Below are 22,333 nucleotides of genomic sequence, written 5' to 3'. Positions count from 1 at the left end.
GGGGGGAGGGGGGGGTCGGGCGGGGGGGGGGGGGGTTGCGGGGGGTGTTTGCTTGTTCTTTTTTTTTTTGTTGTGGGGGGGGGGGGGGGGGGGGGGGGGGGGGGGCGGTCCTTCCCCCCCCCCCCCCCCCCCGGCCCCCTCGGACGACTCTCAGAGACGGCCGAAGAACTGGTTCCCGCGGGCCGCGTGGTGCTCGCTCGTGTAGTACTCCTTCATCGCGGAGCTGATCTCGTCACGGCTCAGCTGGCCGTCACCGTCGACGTCCAGGTGGTGGAACGCCTCGTCAAAGGTCTCGCGGGGCAGGCGGAACATGCCGTGGAGCAGCGAGGTGTACTCCTCGCGGCTCAGCATTCCGTCGCCGTCACGGTCGCCGAGCGCCGTCCAGGCGTTGCTCATGTTCCTGATCCGCTCCCAGATCCTGTTCTGGTCACTGACGATCCGCGCCCGGAAGGCGGCCCGGAACTCCTGCCGGTCGACCCCGCCGTCGGTGTTCTTGTCCATCTTCTGGAAGACGGTGTCCCAGAGGTCCGCCAGCGAGTCCCGGAGTCCGGCCACGACTTCGGGGGTGACGCCGAGCGACTCGGCGAGCCTGTCCGAGAGTCCGATGACGTCCGCCTTGTCGAGCCGCCCGTCGCGGTCCGAGTCGAAGACGTCGAACGACCGGTCCAACTTGATGTCCAGAACGCTCACGACAGCATCCCCTTCACTCCACGTGGTTGCCCCGCTACTTTGCGGGGCGGCTCAGGAAACCACAGGTCCCGGCCCACGCGCGTGGAAGGGAGGGGATGCCTGACCATTCCGGGTGACAGGAGCGGAGAAGTCATCCCGTTGCAGGCCCGATCGCCCGATGAGAACTCCCGGTCCTGGCCCCGCAGCGGCCTATCGCGGTTCGTGGGCGGCCATCCGGCAGGCGCCGTTCGCGGCGCCGCCGGGGACGCCCGCCTGGGTCAACCCGGAGACGCATCCCTGCACGTCCCCGCTCACGCCTCGGGTACATGCCGCCGTGACGGAGTCCGTCATCTCGGCACCCGCCTGCGTGGCCATCTGCGTGCAAGCGGGGATGTCCGCGTGAGCGGTCGGGGCCACGAGGGCGGCCGTGCCGCCCAGGGCCAGGGTCAAGCCGGCCAGGACACCGGCGATACGCGTCGGCGTGCGCATCGGACTTACCTGCTTTCAGGAGACGTGCCGTGCGGGACTGCGCGGCAACGGAGGGGGAACGCGCAGGGACGCAGGTCCTACTGGGGCGCCGCGCGGCAGGCGCTCGCCGCGGTCGCCGCGGTGACACCGGCCTGGGTCAGACCGGCCACGCATTGCGCGTGGTCACCGGTCAGACCGACGTAGCAGGCCATCCGGACGGAGTCGGGGGCCTCACCACCCTGCAGCTCGCGCTCGACCTGATTGATGCAGCCGGGGATGTCCGCGACGGCGAAGGGGGCGGCCAGGGCGGCCGTACCGCCCAGCGCCAGGGTCAGGCCGGCGAGGACACCGGCGATACGGGTCGACGTGCGCATGGGTTGCACCAGCCTTCGATGGTCGCCGTGCGGCTAACGGGAAGAAACGGCGAAGAGCTGGACGGCGTACTGACCGTTCGTACCGATGCCGGTCTCCTTGTACTGGCAGTTCAAAATCGCGGCCTTGTGGCCTCGGTTGCTGGCCATCCAACCGTCCACGTGGGCCTTGGAGGAGTCGTAGCCGGGCCCGGAGACGTTCTCCGAGGACGGACCGTTGGGCGAGTATCCCGCCTTTTCCATCCGCGCCAGGTAGGTGGACCCGTCCGAGCCGTCGTGGCCACTGAGGTTGTTCTTGGCCATGTCATCGGCGTGGGCCTGGGCGGCCTGCATCAGCTTCGCGTTCTCCTTCAGCGGCTCGCAACCGGCCTTGGCCCGTTCGGCATTGACCAGGGAAAGGATCTCGCCCGGCGAGGACTGCTGCACCGTACTCACGGCGGATGCCGGCGCCACGGCAGGGGTACCCGGGACGACAGCACTCGCGGTGACGGCGCCGCCGAGGACGAGGAGCGGGGCGGCACAGGCGGCGCACACGCGCCGGATCCGCTTGTTCTTGCTACGCATTGGAAAACTCCCCCTTCGCCAGGGGTGAGGGCCGCCCACGGCGCCCTGACCCGCGGCGATACCCGCGGGTGGTGGCAGGGGTGTGGTCGCGGCCTGTGACGAGACGGACACCGCCGCAACGAGATGCGGAGGCACGCGCCTCCTGCTCCTTCCACCGTACGGCCTCGCGCACCCGCCGACGAGTCGGCGAACCGGCCCACGGTGGCGCCGCCACCAGCCGTCCGGGGCGCCGCCACCGGCCGTCCGGGCTCGGCCGTGGCGGTTGCCGGACCGGCACAACGCCCCTGACCCTGACCGCGGTCGGTGCGGCCGGCGCCAGCGGGGGTCACGTGCGCGAGGCGTACGCGCGCACATCGGCGTCCGGGTCGGTGGTGGCCGTCGCCAGGGCTTCCCGGGCCGGCGGGGTCGTGGCGCCGTGGGGCAGCAGGGACAGGACGGCGGCCTTGCGGACGTCCGCGTCGGGGTCGCCGAGGGTCGCCGCCAGGGCTGGTACGGCTACCGCCGGGTCGGCGGCGCGCAGGCCCGCAGCCGCGCCCACCCGGACCTGCCAGGCCGGGTCGGCCAGGGCAGCCACCGCGGCGGCGGCGTACGGGGCCGGGCAGCCGGTGGTGGCCAGTGCGGCCAACGCCGCGCCCCGCACCAGTGGGTCCGGGTCGGCCAGCAGCGGCCCCAGCGTCTCCGGGCGGGGTGCGCGGACGGCGGCCAGGCCCTTCGCCACGGCCACCCGGACCTCGCGGGCACCGTCCTGCGCGGCCCGGGCCAGTTCGGCGACGGCGTCCACGGAGACCAGAGCGCGCACCACCGGGTCCGCCACCGCGAGCACCGCGCGCAGGGCGTCCCCCAGCTCCGGCGCGGGCTCCAGCACCTCGACCAGCTCCCGCAGCGAGGCCGCGGCTGCCGCCCGTACCGCGGACGCCGGATCGGCCAGCCGGGCGGCGAGGACCGGACCCGCCCCGGCCGGGGCGGTCTCGGTGAGGACGGCGACCGCGGCGGTCCGTACCGCCGGGTCGGGGTCGGCGAGGTACGGCTCCAGCACCGCGAGGGACGGCCCCTCCTCGGCGAGGGCGAGCAGCGCCAGCAGCCGCGCCGAGGCGACGCCCGGGCCTCCGGCCGCCTCCGCGCCCCCGGCCCCGGCCTCCTCCGGGCCTGCGGCCGCGGGCGGCGCGGTCGCCGCGAGCGGGGCGGCTTCGCGGCGGCCCTCCGTGGCCACGGGGATCAGGGGGGCCTCGCCCAGGGGACGGGACGGGCCGCCCGTGGGGGTGAACTCCGGGACCGGGACCAGGTACGGCTCCACCCGTCGGGCCGTGAACTCCATCGCCCCGGACGACGGCGATCTGCGCAGGTCCAGATGGTGCAGCCAGCCCTCGTCGTCCCGCGCGGGGTGGTCGAGCCGCTCGTGGTAAAGGCCCCAGCGGGACTCCTCCCGGGCCAGCGAGGCCCTGGCCGCCATCTCCGCGCAGTCCCGGATGAACGACACCTCCGCGCACCGCCGTGTCCACCGCACACGACGACACCCTGGCGGTGCAGTCGGTCGTTGGGCCGGGCAGGCGGGCGTCTGCAGGCGGCAGCGGCGCGGCCACCGGCTGGGCTCCCGGCCGCGGCGGAGCGAGGAAAGGGCGGAACGCGGAATGACGTGCACACCGTGGCAGGGACGGTCTGTGGTGGTGACCGGCGGGACACGCGGAATCGGGCGGGGCATCGCCGAGTCGTTCGCCCAGCAGGGTGCTTCGGTGTTGCTGACCGGGCGGGACGAGCGGGTGGCGGGCACGGTCGCCGCCGAGCTCGCCGATCGCTCCGGCGGACGGGTCGCCGGGATGGGGGTGGACATGCGCCGGCCCGAGGAGATCGAGGCCATGGCCGCTCGGGCGGAGGGCCTGCACGGCGGCATCGACGTGCTGTGCGCCAACGCCGGCATCTTCCCGGAGCGTCCTCTGCCCGAACTGACCGCGCAGGACGTCGACGAGGTGCTGGAGGTCAACCTGCGGGGCTGCATCCTGTCGGTCCGGGCGTGTCTGCCGGCGATGGAGCGGGCCGGGCGCGGCCGGGTGGTGGTCACGTCCTCGATCACCGGTCCGGTCACCGGATATGCGGGGTGGTCGCACTACGGGGCGAGCAAGGCGGGGCAGCTGGGGTTCGTGCGGGGGGCCGCGCTGGAGCTGGCACCGCACGGGATCACCGTCAACGCCGTGCTGCCCGGCAACGTCCGTACCGAGGGCCTGGTCGGCCTCGGCCCGGAGTACCTGCGCCGGATGGCCGGGTCCATCCCGCTGGGACGGCTCGGCGAGACCGCGGACATCGCACACGCGGTGCTCTTCCTCGCTTCCGACGAGGCTTCGTTCATCACCGGGCAGACCCTGATCGTCGACGGCGGGCAGACGCTCCCCGAATCCCTGGACGCCCTTGCCGTCTCCGTCTCCTGACCGGCTCCCGGTCCCGGCGCGCGGACCGGGCGTGCGAGGCGTCGGACGTCCGGCAGCGCCCGCGGGATTCCTCAACTCGCTGACCGCGCGCGGCAGCCCGGGTAGAACTGTGCCGTCCGTTCCGCGCACGTTCGGGAGCACAAGGAATGACCACGACGGTTCCCACACCTGGGGAGGGAGCCTCTCCGGCGAACCCGCCCACGGAGCCACGACCGGCAGGCCCACCGGCTGACCCGGGGGAAGAGTCCGCCGCCTTACGACGGCGGGTCAGGAAGGAGGCGCTCACCCAGTTCGGCGGGTGGATGCTCGGTTCCGTTCTTTTCGCGCTCATGCCCACCCTCATCCAGTTCCTCGCCGGGCGGCAGACGGCCGGGTACGTCCAACCGGAGCTCACGGAGATGATGAGCCGGGCCCAGCTCTACCTCGTGTCCGCGGGCATCGCGATCCAGGCCATCATCCAGGCCCTGATCGAACTGCGGAAGCGCGGCACCTTCCGCCTCATCGTGCTCTGCCTCCTCAACCTCGTCATCCTGGTGTTCGCCCTGTTCCTTTCCTCCAGTGCGGACGGTCCCAACGCCGTCAAGGCCGTCGTCGGGGAACAATCTGCTTGGCTGTTCTTCTGGGCCTTCGTCTGCGCCGGCAGCAGCACGTGGATCTGTGTGAAGGGGGCTGCCCGAAATGACGCTGCCTAAGTGGCTCGTGGATCTCGCGCTCCCCGTGATGGGCGCGGTCGCGCTCACGCTCGCTACCGACATGACCCAACGCATCCGCAACTGGATCACGGAACGCTTCACAGGAGCCCCACTCCCCCACCACGGGAAGGGCATGAACGTCGCTGCCCGAGGCGACGGCACGGGTGCCGACATCACCGGGTCGTCCGGCGAAGGCCAGGCCGACGGTCCGGACACACACGGTTCGGAGGACTGCCGCTGAACCTCCGCGGATACAGGGATGCGCCTTCTACGGAAGGCCCGTGAGGCGCTTCCTGCCACGGACGTCGGTGGTTGCGAACGTCCGGCGCACGGCCCGGCCGGCGGGGGCCCGTTGCGCGATGGGCGGTCCGGTGGGCAGCATGGAACGACGCCCCGGGAAGACGTTTCGGGCGTCTTCCCGGGGCGCCTGATGCGGCTGCCTGGCGAACAGCCGGCCGGTGTCAGTCAGTCAGTCGGTCGCGCGTCACAGCTTCGCGAGCGAGCACGCCGTCTGCGCCAGTGCCGGAGGCACCGCCGAGACGCTCGTCAGCAGCAGGCGGCACAGGGCCGAGTCCGCCGGCAGGCCGGAACCGCCGACCGTGCACGCGAGGTTGATGTCGGTGCTGGAGAAGCCGAAGGCGGCCAGGTAGGTGGTGCAGTCGCTGGGCGCGGCCTGGGCGGCCGGGGCCGTGACGGTGAACATGCCACCGAGGGCGAGGGCGCCGACGGCGACGCTCGCGAGACGGGTGCGCAGGGATCCCTTCATCTTTCCTCCAGAGGAAGAGGTCACCACCGGAGGTGCATCCTCCGGTGCAATGAAGAGATTACGGAGGGATCTTGCGAAAAGACGGAAAAACAAATGGAAATCTGAGGCGATCACGGGCACGTGATAGTGAATCACCCATTTTTGAGGCCCGACCACCGCGCTTCGGCCACGCAACTCCGGCTCAAGCAGCGGCTGCTGGGACCCATGATGCCGACCGCATCCGATATTCGATCGTTTTGCGAAAGAGAAAGGGCGGTTCCGAGCGGTGTCGATCAGCCCGACCCGACTGAAGCCGTCCGAAAACATACCCCTCGGACTACGGCGGACGAATAATCTGACCAGACTACCCACCGGGGCGATGGTACGAAAAGCAGTTCCAGGCGCGAAGGGCGGCGCACACCACGACGCACCGGGCGGCGCGAGGAGCGTCAGGTGTGAACGCGGCTGGTGAGCGCGACCGTGGCGGCGCGGGTCCCGTCCCCCACTCGGCCGCCGGACGCACCGCTCCGCCCCCGGGGCACCTGCCAGTCGGTGCCTCACCTGATCGACCGTGTCGGCCAGCCCTCCGCCGGATTCACGGATCGGCAGCATCGACAGCAGCGAGGAGGACGGCGCCACTGCCCCCTGGACGTTGGGTGAATTCCCCGCTGCCGGAACCCCAGGGCCTTCGGCGTGAGCGGCCGCCGGCCGGGCTGCCACGGGGGGCGGGACCTGACCGTGGTCGTTCCGGTCAGCATGCCGCGCCGGCGTACGCCCGGTCACTGCGGAACACCCCCCGCGTGGGGAGGCGACCCGCCCCACCCGCACGGCATCCCGGACGACACCCGCGAAGAACGAGCACGGCGAACGTCAGGGCCTGGTCGGGGTCGGCTTCGCCACCGACAGCGGCTCCGCGACGTCCTCCAGCGAGCGGCGTTCCGCCTTCACCGCGAGGAACACCGCCACGAGCCCTGCGGCACACATCAGGGCGGCGCCGATCCTGAACGCGAGTGCCGTGTCGGCGACGACGCCCGACTCCGTGAGGTCGGCGAAGATCAGCGGGCCGCTGATGCCGCCGGCCGCGGTACCGAGGGCGTAGAAGAAGGCGATGGCCATGGCGCGGGTCTCCATGGGGAAGACCTCGGAGACGGTCAGGTACGCGCTGGAGGCTCCCGCCGACGCGAAGAACAGCACCACGCACCAGCAGGCCGTCACGGTCGTCGCCGTGAGCGATCCCCGCTCGAACAGCCATGCCGTGCCGAACAGGAGCAGGCCCGACAGCAGGTACGTGGAGGAGATCATGATGCGGCGTCCGAGCGTGTCGAACAGCTTGCCGAGCAGCAGCGGTCCGAGGAAGTTGCCCGCCGCGATGACGGCGAAGTAGTACCCGGTGTGGCCCGTCGGCACGTCGAAGAACGTGCTGAGGATGGCACCGAAGCCGAAGGTGACGGCGTTGTAGAGGAACGCCTGGCCGATGAAGAGCGACAGGCCGAGGATCGCGCGGCGCGGGTAGCGGCCGAAGACCGTCCTGGCGATCAGACCGAATCCGATGCTCCTGCGCTGTTGGATGGTGATCTCCCCGGCGGGCGGCGGAAGGGCTTCGCCCTTCTCCTGCTCGATCCGGTGCTCCACGGACGCCACCAGTTCCTCGGCGTGCTCCTTCTCACCGTGGATGAACTGCCAGCGCGGGCTCTCGGGAACGTGCCGACGGACGAGCAGGATGACCAGGCCGAGGACGACACCGAGGGCGAAACTGAGCCGCCAGCCGAGGTCCTGCGGGAAGAGGTCGGTGTCGAGCATCACGACGGAGAGCAGGGCTCCGCCGATCGCGCCCAGCCAGTAGCTGCCGTTGATGACCAGGTCGACGCGGCCCCGGTAGAGCGCCGGGATCAGCTCGTCGATCGCCGAGTTGACGGCTGCGTATTCGCCGCCGATGCCGAAGCCGGTGAGGAACCGGAAGAGGAAGAACCACCAGGACTCGAACGACAGCGCGGTCATCGCGGTCGCGCCGAGATAGACGGCCAGGGTCACCATGAACAGCTTCTTGCGGCCGTAGCGGTCCGTCAGCCGGCCGAAGAACAGGGCCCCGGAGCAGGCACCCGCCACGTAGAGGGCGGCGGCGACGCCGGTGACCTGGGCGGAGGTGATGTCGAGGCCGCTGCCCTCCTCGGCGAGGCGGCCGGCGACGTTGCCGACGATGGTGACCTCGAGTCCGTCGAGGATCCATACGGTGCCGAGGCCGATCACGATCATCCAGTGCCACCGGGACCATGGCAGGCGGTCGAGGCGGGCCGGAACGGCGGTGGTGACGGTGCCCGTGATGGTCGGCGCGGAGGTGCGTGACGAGTCGGCTGTCATCGTTCCCCGTTCCCTCCTTCTTGATCGTCCGCTGTCCCTGCCGCTTGCCCCCGAACCGGCCGCGCATGCAACGCCGTTGTGCACGGGCGTGCCGAGGCGGCCTGCTCCCCTCCCGGACCGGGCTGACGGCCGTTTCGCTACGGGGCGGGGAAGCGGAGTTCGGCCCAGACGGTCTTTCCGGTCTCCTCCGGGCGACTTCCCCAGTCCGCGGCGATCCGGTCGATGATGCGGACGCCCCGTCCGCGCGGCTCGTCCAGCAGGAGGGGGCGGACGCGCGGCTCGGCGGACACCCCGTCGGTGACCTCGATCCGCAGCCGGGCGGAGCCCGGCTCCAGGCGCAGGTACAGGGCGAGGGGCCCGCCGGCGTGGTCGACGGCGTTGGCGAGCAGTTCTGCCGCCACCAGCAGGACGTCGTCGACGGCCGTGGAGTCGGCGTCGGGCGCCCAGTCGGCCAGGGCACGCCGGGTGAAGGTGAGACCCGGGCGGACGGCGTCGCTCTGGCCGTCCGACCGGAAGGCGAGGCAGCGGTGGTAGGAGGCCGAGGGGGCGGGCGGTACGTGCGGTGGGCGCATGACAGCTCCCGTGCGGACCGGAGGCGCGTTCACGCCGGAGCGTCTGCCCCTCTGGCCGCGCTTCACACCGTGTTCGGCGGAGGTCCCCTGTGGGGTCGTACCGCCTCGTCGAAGCTCGGGAAGGTGCGGAAGACCCGGTGCGCTTCGGTGATCTCCAGGACGTGCCGCACGCCCCGGCTGGGGGCGACGAGGACCAGTGGTACGCCGCGGTCGTACGCGGCACGGCGTACGGTGAGCAGGGCGTTCAGGCTACTGGAGGTGAACAGCTGTACGGCGGCGAGACCGATCGCGATCATGGTCGGGCGTCGGCCGAGGACCTCGTCCAGGGCCCGCCGCAGGTGGTCTTCGTTGTCGCTGTGCAGATACCCGGCGACCGTGCAGACCACGGTGCCGTGGACACTCGTGATCTCTATCCTCAGGTCCGGGGCGAGGACGGCGGAATGCAGGTGGTACTCGTCGGATGGCACGATGCGCCTCCCAGCCCACCGAGGCTTCACCGTCACGGTGGGCCGGGGCATCATTTCCTCGCGGTTGCGGGAGACAGTGCGGCGACGGCCGACGGGCATCCGGCGCACGCCAAGGTGGCGGAGCCGGTACACCCCGGCCCCTACCCCGTTCGGGCCCGCCGACGCACTCCCGGGCAACCGATTCGGCGCGGCAATGGGCCCCGCCTCCTCGCGGGCTCGGTCTTCCCGGTCCCGCAGGCCCACCACCTGGGCGGGGTCCCGTACATCGCGCGCGTAGTGGTCAGGCGCGCCGGCCGTGCCGGGCGAGGAAGTCGGTGATGAGCTCCAGCCACTCCTGCGGACGCTCGATCATGGGCAGGTGGCCGGTGGGCAGCTCGGCGGTCTCCGCGCCGGGGATGGCCTCGGCGAGCCGGCGCTGCAGGGCAGGGGGAACCAGGTGGTCTGCGGTGGTGGAGATGACCAGGGTGGGGACGCGGATGCCGGCGAGGTCGTCACGGACGTCCAGCCGGGTGGCGAGTTCGGCGTGCTCCACGGTGCCGTCGGCGATGTCGGCGGCGGCGTGGGCGACGGCCTCCTCCAGCTGTTCGGCGGGCATGGCCTCGATGGCCCGGGGGCTGAGGGCGTGCGGCAGGAGGAACTCGGTCACCAGGCGGGGGTCGCCGAGGGCGGCGAGCTTGCCCCACACCCTGAGGGTCAGGGACTGCTGGTTGTTGGGGCGGGCCATGGTGGCGGACAGGACGAGGGCGCTGACGCGCTCGGGGTGGCGGGCGGCTGCGCGGATCGCCACGGGGCCGCCGAGGGAGTAGCCGTGCAGGGCGAAGGTCTCCATGCCCTCGGCGACGGCGGCGGCGACCAGCTGGTCGGCCAGATCGTCCAGAGACAGCGCAGTGGTGGATCGGGGAGTGTCGCCGCTGCCCGGGTAGTCGACCCCGACCACGGTGTGGCGGGCGGCCAGGCCCTGCAGGATCGGGCCGTAGGTGTTGTCGACGCTGCTGCCGGCCCCGTGGGCCAGGGCGAGGCCGGGGCCGGAGCCCATGGTGGTGCGGGCGAAGGTCGGGGCGGGGAGGTCGCGTACGGACATGGGAGACCGGTCCTTCCGGTGGTGGTGAAGCGAGGGGTGTGGATCGGTGCTGGCAGGGGCCTGCTGCGGCTGGCAGCGGAGCTGCCTGAGTGCGGACAGCAGAGCGCGGCCCTGAAGGAGGCTGTGGGTGTGGGCCCGCGGGTGACGGCCGCGGGGTGCGGGGTCCCCGTTGCGCTGACGGGTCCCGGCATCGCGAGCGGGGCGGCCGGGCCCAGATCCGCCATGAGGGCGGGGAAGGCGGTGGGCGGTCAGTGCCAGCGGTTCCGCCCGCCCGGTCTCGCGCGCGCCGGGGCCGGGCCGGGGCGGATCCAGGCTGGGATGCGACCGCAGCCGGATCGGGTGGGGGCTGACGGTGGCCCCGGCTGGACCGGGGGCTCGGTTCAGGGCAGGAGGACGACCTTGCCGCGGGTGCGGCGGGCCTCGATGTCGGCGTGGGCGCGGGCGGCCTCGGCCAGCGGGTAGACGGCGCCGATCGGGAGGTCCAGCCCGCCGGCGGCGACGAGCTCGACCAGCTCGGGAAGGGCCTGCGGGAGGCGGTCCGCCGGGTCGCCGCCGCTGAAGCGCACCCCGTGCTGGGCGGCGGCCATGTCCGCGATCGTGATCACGCGGGCCGCATTCCCCGCCAGGGCGACCGAGTCCGCCAGCACGCCCGCGCCGGAGGAGTCGAGGACACGGTCCACGCCCTGCGGTGCCACGGCCTTCACCCGCTCCGGCCAGCCCGCCCCGTAGAGCACGGCGACGGCACCGAGGCGGGTGAGCCGGTCGAGGTCGTGCTCGCCGGCGGTGGCGATCACGGTGATGCCCCGGGCGACGGCCAGCTGGACGGCAATGGTGCCGACGCTGCCGCCCGCACCGTGGATCAGGAGGGTCCCGCCCTCCTCGGCACCCAGCTGGTGCAGGGCCCGGTAGGCGGTCTCGCCCACGGTCACCAGGGCGGCGGCGGTCTCGAAGGAGACCCCCTGCGGCTTGGCGACGGGCTGCTCCAGCAGCGCGTACTCGCTGTAGCCGCCGAGCGAGGCGACGCCGAAGACCTCGTCACCGACCACGGCGCCGGCGCCCTCGCCGGCCCGGTCGACGACGCCGGCCACGTCCCAGCCCGGCAGATGCGGGAACGCGACGGGCCTGATGCCCCGCATCATCCCGGAGCGGATCTTCAGGTCGATCAGGTTGACGGCGGCCGCCCGGACCCTGATCCGGACCTGGCCGGGTCCGGGTTCGGGAGCCTCGACCTCGGTCGGCGTGAGCACGTCCGGGCCGCCGTAGCGGGGAAAGGTGATCGCGGTGGACATCGAAAGCTCCAGGAGGAGAGATGGCGCACGCCCAAGAATCATCCAGTGCGTGTGATTACCCTTCCAGGTGTATCACACGCCGTGTATGAATTCGAAGCCGATGCGGAGTGGCCCACATCACACACCGTGTGTGATTTCGGGTAGGGTGGCCCCCATGCCGCCCCAGCCGCCCGCCCACCTCCGCCAGCCGAACCCCTGCAACCCCCGCGTGCAGCGCACGCGCGCCCGGATCCTGTGCGTCGCCCGCGAGCTCCTGACAGAGGTGGGGGTCACCGGGCTGACCTACGCCCTCCTGGCCGAACGCGCCGGCGTCACGCGGCAGACCCTGTACCGGCACTGGCCCACCCGCGCGGCCCTGCTCTCCGATCTCACCCTGCAGGGCCCCGACCTCGGCTACCCCGAACCCGGCACCGACGCACGGGCCGTCGCCCTCGCCTGGTTGGTCAGCCTGCGGGCCGGCATCACCGACCCCGCCACCCGCGCCGCGGCCCTCGCCATGGCCGCCCAGGCCGACCACGACCCCGACAGTGCGCAGGCGCTGCGGCGCATCGTCGAAGACCGCCTCGCCGCCCTCAACGAGCTCCTGATACCGTCCGGCCTGCAGATCACGGCCGAGCAGTACACGCTGCTCTACGGGCCGCTCCTCGCCCGCCTCTTCTTCGACCGGCAGGAGGCGAGCGACGAGTTCATCGACATCACCGTCACGCAATGGCTCACCACGATCGACCGCGCCCGCAACGCGGGACGCTGTTGACGCACCGCCGGCCGACGACGGGCGATATCCGATGTCCCGGGGCGGCAGGGCGTGGCAGCATGCCGTCATGTCGACGAGCGAAGCCCCCGCCACGGTGGCCCGAGCGGTGCAGGAACTGCGGGAGATGGCCCATGAGTGGGTGGACGGAGGGCACGCTGACGCCGAGGTCCTGATCGCAGCTGCCCAGCGCGCCGTGATGGCCGGCGTCGACACGCCGTCGCTGTGGCACCTGGGCGCACTGAGCCGTTGCGAGCACGACGAGGCACCGGAGTTGTTCGGCCGGGTCATGGACGAGCTCGGTTTCGGTTTCCACCCGCCCGAGGGCTACTGGGAGAGCCGGCTTGCGCTCGCCCGCTGGTGGGCCTCCGAGATCGTCGACGGGTGGCTCGACCCCGCGGAGGGCGCTTCGCTCATCCTCCACGAGGTCGCCGAAGCCTACGGGGGCTGCGAGGAGTTGGAACCGCTCATCGAAGCGGTGACGGCGCTGGGAGAACGCGGCGGGCGGCAGCGGCCCCCGGAGGAGGTCACCGCGCAGCTGCTCCGGGCCGCCCGCGAACTCGTGGCCCGCATCCCGCCCCCCGCCCGCCCGTCCTGAGGACGCGGGGACGCCGGCCGGTTCGCCGGGCCGGGCTCAGCCGCGTGCGGCGACCGCCGCCTCGAGGAAGGCCCAGCCGTCGACCTTTGTCTCCCGCCTCTCCCCCGGTTCCCATCCGCGGGCCAGGGCCGTGTCGAGCAAGAACCGTACGGTGCCGGGTTCGTGCAGGTTCAGGGCGCCGATGCCGACGGCACCCACCTCCCCCGACCCCGTGGTGAAACCCGAGACGTACCGGCCGGGGCCCTCGTCGAAGACGAAGCGCAGCACGCCGCCCGTGCCCGACGGGTGACGGCGCAGGGTGAGGGTCTTGCGGCAGCCGCCGTCGTCCAGCACGCAGTGGCCGTGGCGGATCGTCCACATGTAGGTGCGCCCGTCGGCGACGAGCCGACGGGCCGCCTTCGAAGAGCGGGGCATGCGGGCGAGCGTACGCGGCCCGGCGGGCCCGACCCCAGCGGGTTCTCCCGCTCAGCCCTCGCGACGGCCCTGCAGGGACGCGCGTACCTCGCGGGCCTTGCGGGTGCCGAGCAGGTCGAGGACCTTTGCCACGGTGGTCGCCGGGTGTCCGGCCAGGATCTCGGCGGCCCGGTCCGGCGGGAGCGGGTCGACCTGTTCGGCCAGCCGCTCGGCGAGCGGCGCCTCCGTCGGCGCGCTGCGCGCAGAGGGCAGCGCTGCACGGGCGGGCGGTGCGGCCGGAAGCCGGGCGGGCGCAGGCGCGGGCGCCGGGGCCGGGGCGGCGAAGTCCGGCAGGGGGTGACCGGGCGGCCAGGGGCTGCGGTGGACCAGCGCCGCCGTGATGACGCACAGCCAAGGGGCCCAGGCCCCGGAGAACAGCAGGGGCGCACCCCCGTTGAAGGTGAGGTTCACCGCCCGGCCGTCGGAGGCGGGGGTGAGGGCGAGGAGGTGCTCCAGCCAGTACACCTCGGCGCCGGTACCGAAGAATCCGACGAGCCTGCGGTCCGTGAGCACCACCCTGATCTCGCCCTCCCACCGCCACTGGATCTCCGCCATGCGTTGGGCCTGCCGACGCGTCCGGGCGTTGTGCAGCTCGCCGGTGAGGACGCCGAAGGCCATGAAGAGGGGGCCGCCCTGGACGGCGTATCCGGAGGAGTACTCGACGTTCGTGCCGTAGAAGGCGTGGCAGCCGACCACGAGGTCCGCGTACTGGGTCTCCCCCGGCTGGGTCACCATCGTCGGCGTCATCGGTGCCAGGGGATTGCCGGAGGAGAGGTGTGTCACGAGGCTGCGGACGGCCTCGTCCGGTGACTCCTGTGCGCGTCGACGGTTCAGCCATCCCATCGCGATTCCCCCGTCCTGAACGGCCCATCCAGCCAACGGCGTTGTCCTCACCGTTCGTCGGCCCCGAGCGTATCGGCGGAGCCGGGCGGCCGCGGGGGAATGGCCGTATCGGCCGCGCCGCCGCCGAGCGGGCCCCGGGCGAGCCCCGGAGCCTCGCCGGGCCCGTGAACTCCCGCCGCGGCTGACGTCTTGGTCGCACTGGAGGGGGCGCTGGAGTTCACCGGCGGCGGCGAACGTCTGCACCGTGAATTTCACGGCGGACAGCAGCCGATGCCTTGACCCATTCCGTGCCCGTCTGCCCGGTCGGGCCGCCGCGGACGAAGCGACCCCTTTTCCGGAGCGCGGCAGAACAGTTCCGCCTGCGTCCAAGGGGGCGGGCTCGTCCATGAGGCAGGCGGGCACCGGGAGCGCAATAGGCGATATGCGGAACGGCGGAATATCAATAGGCCGGTCTCAGGGGCATGGCTTCAACAAGCAAGTCAAGACTTACCTTTGGAGAGCCTTGACCGTAGGGTGTGGCCCGAATCGAAGGAGCTTCCTGTTGTCAGAAATGAATGATCCTGCTGTGCGTGCGGTTGAATCGGAGCAGGATCACGTGTCCTCCTTGTACGAGTTGCTCACCGAGCGGATTTCCGAGGCGCGAGTACAGCGTGCGAGTGTGCTGAAGGCCAAGGCGGACGGCGCCGGTGAGGCGTACGAGAGAGAAATCGCCGCCGAGCGTCTGGCCAAGGAAATCGGCCGGCTGGAGGGTGCCGAAAAGGGGCTGGTCTTCGGGCGCATCGACTGGACGGACGGCACGGCCCTGCGCATCGGGCGGATCGGACTGCAGACGGAGGAGGACGACCTGCCGCTGCTCGTGGACTGGCGCGCGAACGCGGCGCGGCCCTTCTACGAGGCGACACCGGTCCATCCGATGGGCCTGCGGCGGCGCCGGCACCTGCGCCTCGACGAGCGCACGGTCATCTCGGTGAGCGACGAACTGCTGGACGGGACCGCCCCGACCGACGAGGACGTCGTGGGAGACGGGCCGTTGACCGAGGCCCTGTCGGCACGGCGTACGGGCAGGATGCACGCGGCCGTCGCGACGCTGCAGGCCGAGCAGGACGAGATCATCCGCTCCGCCCACCGCGGGGTGACCGTGGTGCAGGGCGGGCCCGGCACCGGCAAGACGGTGGTCGCCCTGCACCGGGCGGCCTATGTCCTGTACGCGTTCCCGCGCGCCGCGCAGGAGGGTGTCCTGGTGGTGGGCCCGAACGCCCGGTTCCTCGCATACATCTCCCAGGTCCTTCCCTCGCTCGGCGAGAACGACGTCGTTCTGGCGACCTGCCGGGAACTGGCCGGAGTGTCCACGGACATGGTGGGCCCGTTCGAAACGGCGCGCCTCAAGGGCGGCTGCGACCTCGCCGACGCCTTGGCCGGCCTGCTGCGGGTCCACCAAGCGCCCGCCGGTGACTTCACCGTGCGGGTCGGACAGGAACTGGTCCGCCTCTCCGGCGAGGAGGTCGCCACGGCACGCGACGCCGCCGTGGCGGCCGTACAGGGGCACAACCCCGCGCGCCAGGTCTTCAAGGAGCTCTTGGTCGACGCCGTCACCGACGCGGTGCAACGGGACATGGGCGAGCTCCTGGAGCAGATCGACGCGGATTCCGAAGCGATGACGGGCATCGACCTCGACCGGTTCACGGGAACCGCCCGGCGCCGTGCGGAAGGTGCGGCCGACCCGGGTCCGGTCCACGACCTGGACCTGGACGCCCTCCGGGCCGATCTCCTCGACGACGCCGGCGTCGACCGGGCGGTCGAGGGGTTGTGGCCGCGGCTGGCACCCGGTGACCTCGTGAAGGCGCTCCTGACGGACGGCGACGCTCTTGCCGAGCACCTGCCCCGCCTGACCGCGCAGGAGCGGTCCCTTCTGCTGCGCGGTCCCGAGGACCCGTGGACCGATGCCGACGTGCCGTTGCTGGACGAGGCGGCGAGCCTGGTCGACGGCCCTCCCGAGCGGACGTACGGGCACGTCGTCGTCGACGAGGCGCAGGAACTGACCGCCATGCAGTGGCGGATGGTCGTCCGCCGCTGCCCGGCACGGTCCATGACGCTGGTGGGTGACTTCGCCCAGGCAGGGCCGGTCGCGACGGCACGCGGCTGGAAGGAAGCACTGGGCCCGCACCTCGGACCGCGGTTCACCCTGCACGACCTGACCGTCAGTTACCGCACCACGCAGGAGATCCTGGAGAGCGTCCGGGACCTGCTCGCGCGGATCGCTCCGGACCAGAAGCCCACGCGGTCGCTGCGAAGCGGCGAGAGCCCCCGCACCGTGACCACGCCTGCGGACGGGTTGGTCGACGCCGTCGTCCGGGAACTGCGCGCCCAGAGCACCGCGCACCCGGGCGAGCTGCTGGGAGTGATCTGTGCGGACACCAGGGTGAGCGAGCTGACGGCCCGGGGCATCGCCCAGCACGCCCGCATAGTGCCGGCGTCCGAAGCACGCGGCCTGGAATTCGACGGGGTCGTCGTCGTGAACCCGGAGGAGATCATCACGACCCGCCCCGGTGGGGAAAGGGACGTGTACGTGGCCCTGACCCGGGCCACCAAGCGCCTCTGCACCATCACCGTCCAGCCCGGTGGGATCACCAACCGGTGCGGTCGGGCATGAGGTGCTGTTGCAGCCAGTCCGCGGCGGCACGCCGGTAGAGGCGGCGGTTGTCCGCCCGGAGGAAGTCGTGGCCCTCGTTGCGGAGGGTGAGCAGCTCGGCCGGCACCCCGCGGTCGCGCGCGGCGCGGACGAACTGCTCCGACTCCGCCGGCGGGACGTTGGTGTCGTGCTCGCCGTGGACGGCCAGCACGGGTGCCCGCAGCCGGTCGATGCGGCTCATCGGGGACAGGGCGCGCAGCAGGGCCGCGTCGTGCTCGGGGTGGCCGTACTTGGCCGCCGCGGACTGGGCGATCCACGGCTCGGTGCCGGCGAAGAACGTGGCGAAGTCGGACATGCCGCAGACGGCGACGCCGGTGCGGAACAGCTCGGGGTGCCAGACCAGCGACGCCATGGTGAGGTAGCCGCCGTACGAACGGCCCATCACCGCGAGCCGCAGCGGATCGACGTACCCCCGGGCGACGAGGTGGGCGGCGCAGTCGGCGACGTCCTCGATGGCCGCGAAACGGCCGGGGCCGAGGTCGGCGTCCACGAAGGACCGGCCCCAACCCGATGAGCCGCGCACGTCGGGGGCGAAGACGTCGATGCCCCGGCCGAGGATCTCGTGGTAGAGGGGGCTGAACACCGGTCGTTCCTGCTCCTCCGGACCACCGTGGAGGTGGATGACGCAGGGGGCCGGTCGTCCCGGGGCCCGTTCGCGTGCCCGGTAGTACCAGCCGCCGAGCTTGAGACCGTCGCGGGCGTGGCTGCGCAGGGGCTCCGGGCGGACGGGCGGCCGCCCGGGTGGCGCCGCGTCCTCGTCGGTCGCCGTCCAGGCGGTGCGCACGGGGTCGTAGTCGCCGGTCACCTCCCAGATGCCGGGCCTGCGCAGGGACCCGGACAGGGCGGCGAACAGGCCGCCGCGTGCCACGGGGGCCATGCGGGTGACCACCTCGTGGGGCAGCGGCGAGGGGTGGCGGGGTCCGACGGGCTCGAATCCGTCGGAGCTCGGCAGGCCGACGCTCTCCAGCTCGCTCGCGCCGTGCACGTTCCACGCCAGGAGCGCCCAGCGGCCGTGGTCGGGCAGGGTCAGCAGGTCGAGGGCGGTCTCCTCGCGCTCCGCCGCCACCGAGAGGGCCTCCATGGTGCCGTTCTCGTCCAGCCGGGCCCTGAGGAGCGCGGCGAACTCGCGGTCGGCGTCGCTGCGCAGCCACAGGGTCCGCGAGTCGGGGGCGAGCCGGCCGATCCAGGGATCGCCGTCGGCGACCGCCAGCCGGAAGGTGATGCGGCCCGTGACGCGGTCCAGGAGGAGGGCCTCGCGGCGGCCGCGCGGGCCGCGGCGCAGCAGGACGAACCGGCTGTCGGCGCCGATGTCGCACGCGCGCAGGGAGGCGGCACCCGGCTCGCTGAACAGCAGGGCCGGCGCCTGGACACCGTCGGGGTCGACGAGGTAGACGGCCAGGCGTCCGCCGGCACCGGTCACGGCTGCTGCCGGCGTGCCGTCGGGTGTCACGGCGGGACGGCCCGGCAGGGGGGTGAGCAGCGGGGGCCCGGTCCCCGGCCCCGCCGGCGCGCCGTTCCCGCCGGTGGGAGGGGCGGGCGTGCCGAGGAAGGTGGCCTGGCCGTCGCGCGGGTCGCGTTCCGCCCACCCGGTCGGCAGGGGGGTGCCCCCCGGGCCCGCTCCGGCGTCCTGCGGCATGTGGCCCCCGCCGCTGTGGGCGCCCGCGGCGCCCGGCTCGGCGATGGTGACGGCGAGGAGGGCCCCGTCGCGGGTCCAGGCGCCCAGGTGGGCGGAGGCACCCGGCTGGGCTCCCGCGAGCACCTGCCTTCCGGTGCCGTCCGGTCGGACGACCAGCACCCGGGTGTGTTCGCTGCCGCCCGGCGCCGAGGTGTACGCGATCCAGCGGCCGTCGGGCGACCAGGACACCTCGGTCACGGGGTCCGGGTCCGCGTCGAGGATGCGGGCCGTGCCGCCGTGGGCGGGGCCGCTCCACAGCTGGGGTACGCCGGCCCGGTCGCAGATGTACGCCACGTGGTCGCCGGTGGGGTCGGCCGAGGGGTACCAGCAGCCGTGGGCCTTGAGCACGGGGGGCAGGTCCACGGCGGCTGCGGTGTCGGCCAGCCGGAGCGGGACGGGTGCCGCGGCCGGGCCCTGTGCGGACACGCGTGCCGGATCGGGGGCGGAACCGCCGTCCGGGGCCTGCGGGCCCGGCCCCGGAGGGCGTCCGGAAGACGGTCGTTCCACGTACGGCGGTGGGGGTGCGGCCGTCGCGGCTTCGGGCCGGGCCGCCCGACCCCCCGGCGCGGCGGCGTCGGCGGTCCGGGCGGGGTCGTGCCGTTCGGAGCGGTCCAGGGACATGTAGGGCCTCTTCGAGGGCTGCCGGGGGCTTCCGGGAAAGCCGGGGACTTTCACCGTGCGGTGTCAGTCGACGCCGTGGGTCTGCAACCAGATCTCCAGCGAGGCCACCTGCCACAGGGTGCTGGCTCCGCGTTTCGTGCGGTGGCGCGCGGGGTCGGCGAGCATGCGGGCCACGCGGTCCTGGTCGAAGAGGCCGCGTCGGCGGGCCTCCGGGGCGGTCAGGGCCTCGCGTACCCGGGTGAGCACCGGTTCGGCCATGTGCCGGACCGCGGGAACCGGGAAGTACCCCTTGGGCCGGTCGACGACCTCGGCGGGGAGGATCCGGCGGCCGATGTCCTTGAGCACGCCCTTGCCGTTCTGCGCCAGCTTCAGCTCCGGCGGGCAGGCCGCGGCCAGCTCGACCAGTTCGTGGTCGAGGAACGGCACCCGCGCCTCCAGGCCCCAGGCCATCGTCATGTTGTCGACGCGCTTGACCGGGTCGTCGCTCATCAGCGTCTGGACGTCCAGGCGCAGGGTCGCGTCGAGCGCGGTCTGCGCGCCGGGGGCCGCCATGTGGGCGCGGACGAAGTCCCGCGAGGCGTCGCGCTCGGCCACCATGTCGGGGTGCAGCAGGGAGGCGACGCCCGTGTGCGTGCGGTCGAAGTAGACGTCCGCGTAGGCGTCGGCCGCGTCGGCCCGTCCGGCCGCGGCGATCTCGGGGTACCAGTGGTAGCCGGCGAACACCTCGTCCGCGCCCTGCCCGCACAGCACCACCTTGACGTCCTTGGCGACCTGCTCCGCCAGCAGGTGGAACGCCACGGCGTCGTGGCTGACCATGGGCTCGCTCATCGCGCCGATCGCCGCCTCCAGCGCGGTGGGGAGCCGGTCGGAGGCGATCATGAACTGGCGGTGGTCGGTGGAGAACTTGCGGGCGACCAGGTCGGAGTAGTGGAACTCGTCGCCCTCCTCGCCCCGCTCCGACTCGAAGCCCATCGCGAAGGTGGCCAGGTCACCCACCCCTTCCTCCGCCAGCAGGGCCACGATCAGGCTGGAGTCCAGTCCGCCGGACAGCAGGACGCCCACCGGCACGTCCGCGACCATGCGGCGCCGTACGGCCGTGCGCAGGGCCTCTTGGACGGCCTCGCGCCACTGCTCCGGGTCGCTGCCCTCCTCGGGGCGGCGGGCGTACGGCGGCTGCCAGTAGCAGTGGTCGCGGTGCGTCCCGTCCCGTTCGACGATCCGGACGGTGGCCTGCGGCAGCTTGCGTACGCCGGACAGCACCGTCCGGGGCGCCGGAACCGTGCCGTGCCAGCTCAGGTACTGGTGGAGGGCCACCGGGTCGAGGGAGGTGTCGACTCCGCCGCCCGCCAGCAGGGCGGGCAGGGAGGAGGCGAACCGCAGGCGGTCGCTGTCCTGGGTGAGGTACAGCGGCTTGATGCCCAGGCGGTCACGGCCCAGTACGACGCGCCCGGTGTCGTGCTCCACCAGCGCGAAGGCGAACATCCCGACCAGGCGTTCGACGCAACCCGGTCCCCACTGGCCGTAGGCCTTGAGGAGGACCTCCGTGTCGGACCCGGAGAAGAAGCGGTGTCCGAGCCCTTCGAGCCGGCCGCGCAGCTCCCGGTAGTTGTAGACGCAGCCGTTGAAGACGCCGGAGATGCCCAGTTGTGGGTCGGTCATCGGCTGGGCACCGCTCTCGGTGAGGTCGATGATCTGCAGGCGGCGGTGGCCCAGGGCCACCGAGCCCTGCGACCACAGGCCTCTGCCGTCGGGACCTCGGTCCTCCATCTCGTCCGTCATGCGCTCGACCGCGGCGACGTCCGGCCTGCGGCCGTCGAAGCGGACTTCCCCGCTCAGGCCACACATACGGCACCACCCGATCCATTCGTGCTTCGGGGCTGCCGCATCACTGCGGGCGCCCGTCCGTCCGGAGCCCAAGCCAGCTCGACCATGACGTTCACTCCCGTGCCCTGGGCCGGTGCCGTACGACTCCGGCCGAACAGGCGATCGACGTACTGGGCGCATGCCCGCCACACCGCCCTTGATGCGGGCAGGTGCGCAATCGCCGCTCGGGGCGGAGCGCCGGACCGTCCGGCTGCGACCCCGCGGACGCTGCGGGCGCCGGGTGAGGCTCTGCGTCGCCCGGCCGTGGCCCTTGCCCGGCCGCCCCGCCCTGGTGGGCGGAGGGCGGGGTGCCGGCACTTCGTGGTGCCGTCCCGCCCGTTCCGTCGGCGGTCGAGCTCGACGCCAGATTACCCGGCGGTGCCCGGGACAGCATGTCACCGACCGAACCCGCACCGCTTCCGGCGCCCGTACCGCAGGCGTCAGGCCCCCGGAGCGGGGAGAATGTCGACATTGGTCCGTTCGTGTTCGTCGGCGGCCCTCCGGCGGGCGGCAGCAGGGACCAGCAGCCCGTGGGAACGGGCGTCACACAGCGTCGGGCCCCGGGACGCGCCTGCGTCCCGGGGCCCGGACGATCAGCGGTCGTCCCGCCGGCCGGTCAGTTGCGCGTCCAGCCTCCCGGGCCGACCCACACGGTCTGCCCGTTGCGCGTCGGGACGACGTCGTAGCGGGCCACGGCCTGGTAGTAGCCGCCGCCCGGCCGCTTGCAGAAGAGGTTGCCGATGACGGTGTTGCGCTGGCCGAGCGCGACCTTGCCGTAGACCAGGTCGTCACCCCAGTCCCAGTTGGTGTTCCAGTAGTCCGTGTACGCCTGGATTCCCGTGACGGTCGCGTTCGGGCAGTTCCCGAGCCACTTCGGGAAGGAGATGTAGACCCAGCCGTAACTGGCCGCATGGGCGGTTCCCTGGGTTGCGGCCGCGCCACTGAGGGCCAGGCCGAGCACCGACAGGGCCACCGAGAGCTTCTTGAGCCGTGCTGTGAGCATGCACCCGTCCCCACTTGCCTTGACACCATCTGCCTCCGGGCCACGCACCGATCAGCTCGCGGTGGTGTTCCGGAAGCCCGATCCTGTGGGTGCACGGAGGTCGATGGCGGAAGCACGGCGTACTCCACACCCATCCGTGAT

The 22,333-nt window shown here is 72.7% G+C and carries 21 protein-coding genes and 1 pseudogene; 6 read left to right on the top strand and 16 right to left on the bottom strand.

Annotated elements, in window-relative coordinates; genetic code table 11:
• Positions 1-150: 150 nt before the first annotated feature.
• The 5 genes and pseudogenes from ACZ4VL_RS21500 to ACZ4VL_RS21480 all read right to left on the bottom strand — a co-directional run.
• On the bottom strand, positions 151-690 hold the full coding sequence (locus ACZ4VL_RS21500) for an EF-hand domain-containing protein (protein WP_468202195.1): 540 nt from the start codon (positions 688-690) through the stop codon (positions 151-153).
• Positions 691-879: 189 nt separating this feature from the next.
• On the bottom strand, positions 880-1,158 hold the full coding sequence (locus ACZ4VL_RS21495; protein WP_468202193.1) for a hypothetical protein: 279 nt from the start codon (positions 1,156-1,158) through the stop codon (positions 880-882).
• A 77-nt stretch (positions 1,159-1,235) separates the two neighbouring features.
• Entirely contained in the window at positions 1,236-1,511 is a 276-nt protein-coding gene (locus ACZ4VL_RS21490) for a hypothetical protein (protein WP_468202191.1), read from the bottom strand.
• Positions 1,512-1,544: 33 nt separating this feature from the next.
• Positions 1,545-2,072, bottom strand: coding sequence for a CAP domain-containing protein (locus tag ACZ4VL_RS21485; protein ID WP_468202189.1), 528 nt, complete (start codon positions 2,070-2,072; stop codon positions 1,545-1,547).
• A 325-nt stretch (positions 2,073-2,397) separates the two neighbouring features.
• Positions 2,398-3,597, bottom strand: a pseudogene (locus ACZ4VL_RS21480) (HEAT repeat domain-containing protein); the annotation flags it as partial.
• A gap of 103 nt (positions 3,598-3,700) precedes the next feature.
• Here ACZ4VL_RS21480 and fabG point away from each other — a divergent pair.
• From fabG to ACZ4VL_RS21465, 3 genes are all read left to right on the top strand, one after another.
• Positions 3,701-4,492, top strand: a complete 792-nt coding sequence (gene fabG, locus ACZ4VL_RS21475; protein ID WP_468202186.1) for a 3-oxoacyl-ACP reductase FabG — start codon at positions 3,701-3,703, stop codon at positions 4,490-4,492.
• Positions 4,493-4,821: 329 nt separating this feature from the next.
• Entirely contained in the window at positions 4,822-5,184 is a 363-nt protein-coding gene (locus ACZ4VL_RS21470; protein ID WP_468202184.1) for a hypothetical protein, read from the top strand.
• Positions 5,185-5,191: 7 nt separating this feature from the next.
• Positions 5,192-5,425 carry a hypothetical protein gene (locus ACZ4VL_RS21465; protein ID WP_468202182.1) on the top strand — a complete coding sequence of 78 codons (234 nt, stop codon included), beginning with the start codon at positions 5,192-5,194 and terminating at the stop codon, positions 5,423-5,425.
• Between the two features lie 243 nt (positions 5,426-5,668).
• Here the strand turns inward: ACZ4VL_RS21465 and ACZ4VL_RS21460 are convergent, their stop codons facing one another.
• From ACZ4VL_RS21460 to ACZ4VL_RS21435, 6 genes are all read right to left on the bottom strand, one after another.
• On the bottom strand, positions 5,669-5,950 hold the full coding sequence (locus ACZ4VL_RS21460) for a hypothetical protein (protein ID WP_404236288.1): 282 nt from the start codon (positions 5,948-5,950) through the stop codon (positions 5,669-5,671).
• 849 nt (positions 5,951-6,799) lie between these two features.
• Positions 6,800-8,287 (bottom strand): MFS transporter, encoded by a 1,488-nt coding sequence (locus ACZ4VL_RS21455; RefSeq protein ID WP_468202179.1) that lies wholly within the window; start codon positions 8,285-8,287, stop codon positions 6,800-6,802.
• 137 nt (positions 8,288-8,424) lie between these two features.
• Positions 8,425-8,859 carry an ATP-binding protein gene (locus ACZ4VL_RS21450; RefSeq protein WP_468202176.1) on the bottom strand — a complete coding sequence of 145 codons (435 nt, stop codon included), beginning with the start codon at positions 8,857-8,859 and terminating at the stop codon, positions 8,425-8,427.
• A 62-nt stretch (positions 8,860-8,921) separates the two neighbouring features.
• On the bottom strand, positions 8,922-9,326 hold the full coding sequence (locus ACZ4VL_RS21445) for an STAS domain-containing protein (RefSeq protein ID WP_468202174.1): 405 nt from the start codon (positions 9,324-9,326) through the stop codon (positions 8,922-8,924).
• A 280-nt stretch (positions 9,327-9,606) separates the two neighbouring features.
• Positions 9,607-10,407 (bottom strand): alpha/beta fold hydrolase, encoded by an 801-nt coding sequence (locus tag ACZ4VL_RS21440; protein WP_468202172.1) that lies wholly within the window; start codon positions 10,405-10,407, stop codon positions 9,607-9,609.
• A gap of 380 nt (positions 10,408-10,787) precedes the next feature.
• Positions 10,788-11,696 carry an NADP-dependent oxidoreductase gene (locus ACZ4VL_RS21435; protein ID WP_468202169.1) on the bottom strand — a complete coding sequence of 303 codons (909 nt, stop codon included), beginning with the start codon at positions 11,694-11,696 and terminating at the stop codon, positions 10,788-10,790.
• A 154-nt stretch (positions 11,697-11,850) separates the two neighbouring features.
• Here ACZ4VL_RS21435 and ACZ4VL_RS21430 point away from each other — a divergent pair, with 154 nt between their 5' ends.
• Both ACZ4VL_RS21430 and ACZ4VL_RS21425 read left to right on the top strand, forming a co-directional pair.
• Complete coding sequence (locus ACZ4VL_RS21430) at positions 11,851-12,450, top strand: TetR/AcrR family transcriptional regulator (protein WP_468202167.1); 600 nt, start codon at positions 11,851-11,853, stop codon at positions 12,448-12,450.
• 67 nt (positions 12,451-12,517) lie between these two features.
• The gene (locus ACZ4VL_RS21425) at positions 12,518-13,045 is read left to right on the top strand and encodes a hypothetical protein (protein WP_468202165.1); all 528 of its coding nucleotides are present in this window, start codon (positions 12,518-12,520) and stop codon (positions 13,043-13,045) included.
• Between the two features lie 36 nt (positions 13,046-13,081).
• Here ACZ4VL_RS21425 and ACZ4VL_RS21420 read toward each other — a convergent pair whose 3' ends face one another.
• Together ACZ4VL_RS21420 and ACZ4VL_RS21415 are read right to left on the bottom strand one after the other, a co-directional pair.
• A complete protein-coding gene (locus tag ACZ4VL_RS21420; RefSeq protein WP_468202163.1) occupies positions 13,082-13,459 on the bottom strand; it encodes a hypothetical protein in 378 nt (125 codons plus the stop codon).
• A gap of 51 nt (positions 13,460-13,510) precedes the next feature.
• Positions 13,511-14,341 carry a magnesium and cobalt transport protein CorA gene (locus ACZ4VL_RS21415; RefSeq protein WP_468202160.1) on the bottom strand — a complete coding sequence of 277 codons (831 nt, stop codon included), beginning with the start codon at positions 14,339-14,341 and terminating at the stop codon, positions 13,511-13,513.
• Between the two features lie 595 nt (positions 14,342-14,936).
• Between ACZ4VL_RS21415 and ACZ4VL_RS21410 the strand changes: the two genes are divergently transcribed.
• A complete protein-coding gene (locus ACZ4VL_RS21410; protein ID WP_468202158.1) occupies positions 14,937-16,991 on the top strand; it encodes a HelD family protein in 2,055 nt (684 codons plus the stop codon).
• Here the strand turns inward: ACZ4VL_RS21410 and ACZ4VL_RS21405 are convergent.
• The 3 genes from ACZ4VL_RS21405 to ACZ4VL_RS21395 form a co-directional block, all read right to left on the bottom strand.
• On the bottom strand, positions 16,966-19,326 hold the full coding sequence (locus tag ACZ4VL_RS21405) for a S9 family peptidase (RefSeq protein WP_468202156.1): 2,361 nt from the start codon (positions 19,324-19,326) through the stop codon (positions 16,966-16,968). The genes ACZ4VL_RS21410 and ACZ4VL_RS21405 overlap by 26 nt on opposite strands.
• Before the next feature lie 63 nt (positions 19,327-19,389).
• Complete coding sequence (locus ACZ4VL_RS21400; RefSeq protein WP_468202155.1) at positions 19,390-21,171, bottom strand: N-acetylglutaminylglutamine amidotransferase; 1,782 nt, start codon at positions 21,169-21,171, stop codon at positions 19,390-19,392.
• A 634-nt stretch (positions 21,172-21,805) separates the two neighbouring features.
• Complete coding sequence (locus ACZ4VL_RS21395) at positions 21,806-22,192, bottom strand: hypothetical protein (protein ID WP_468202154.1); 387 nt, start codon at positions 22,190-22,192, stop codon at positions 21,806-21,808.
• Positions 22,193-22,333: the final 141 nt, after the last annotated feature.

Source organism: Streptomyces sp. NPDC029014 (assembly GCF_055564695.1).
This window is presented reverse-complemented; position numbering and strand designations above follow the sequence as displayed.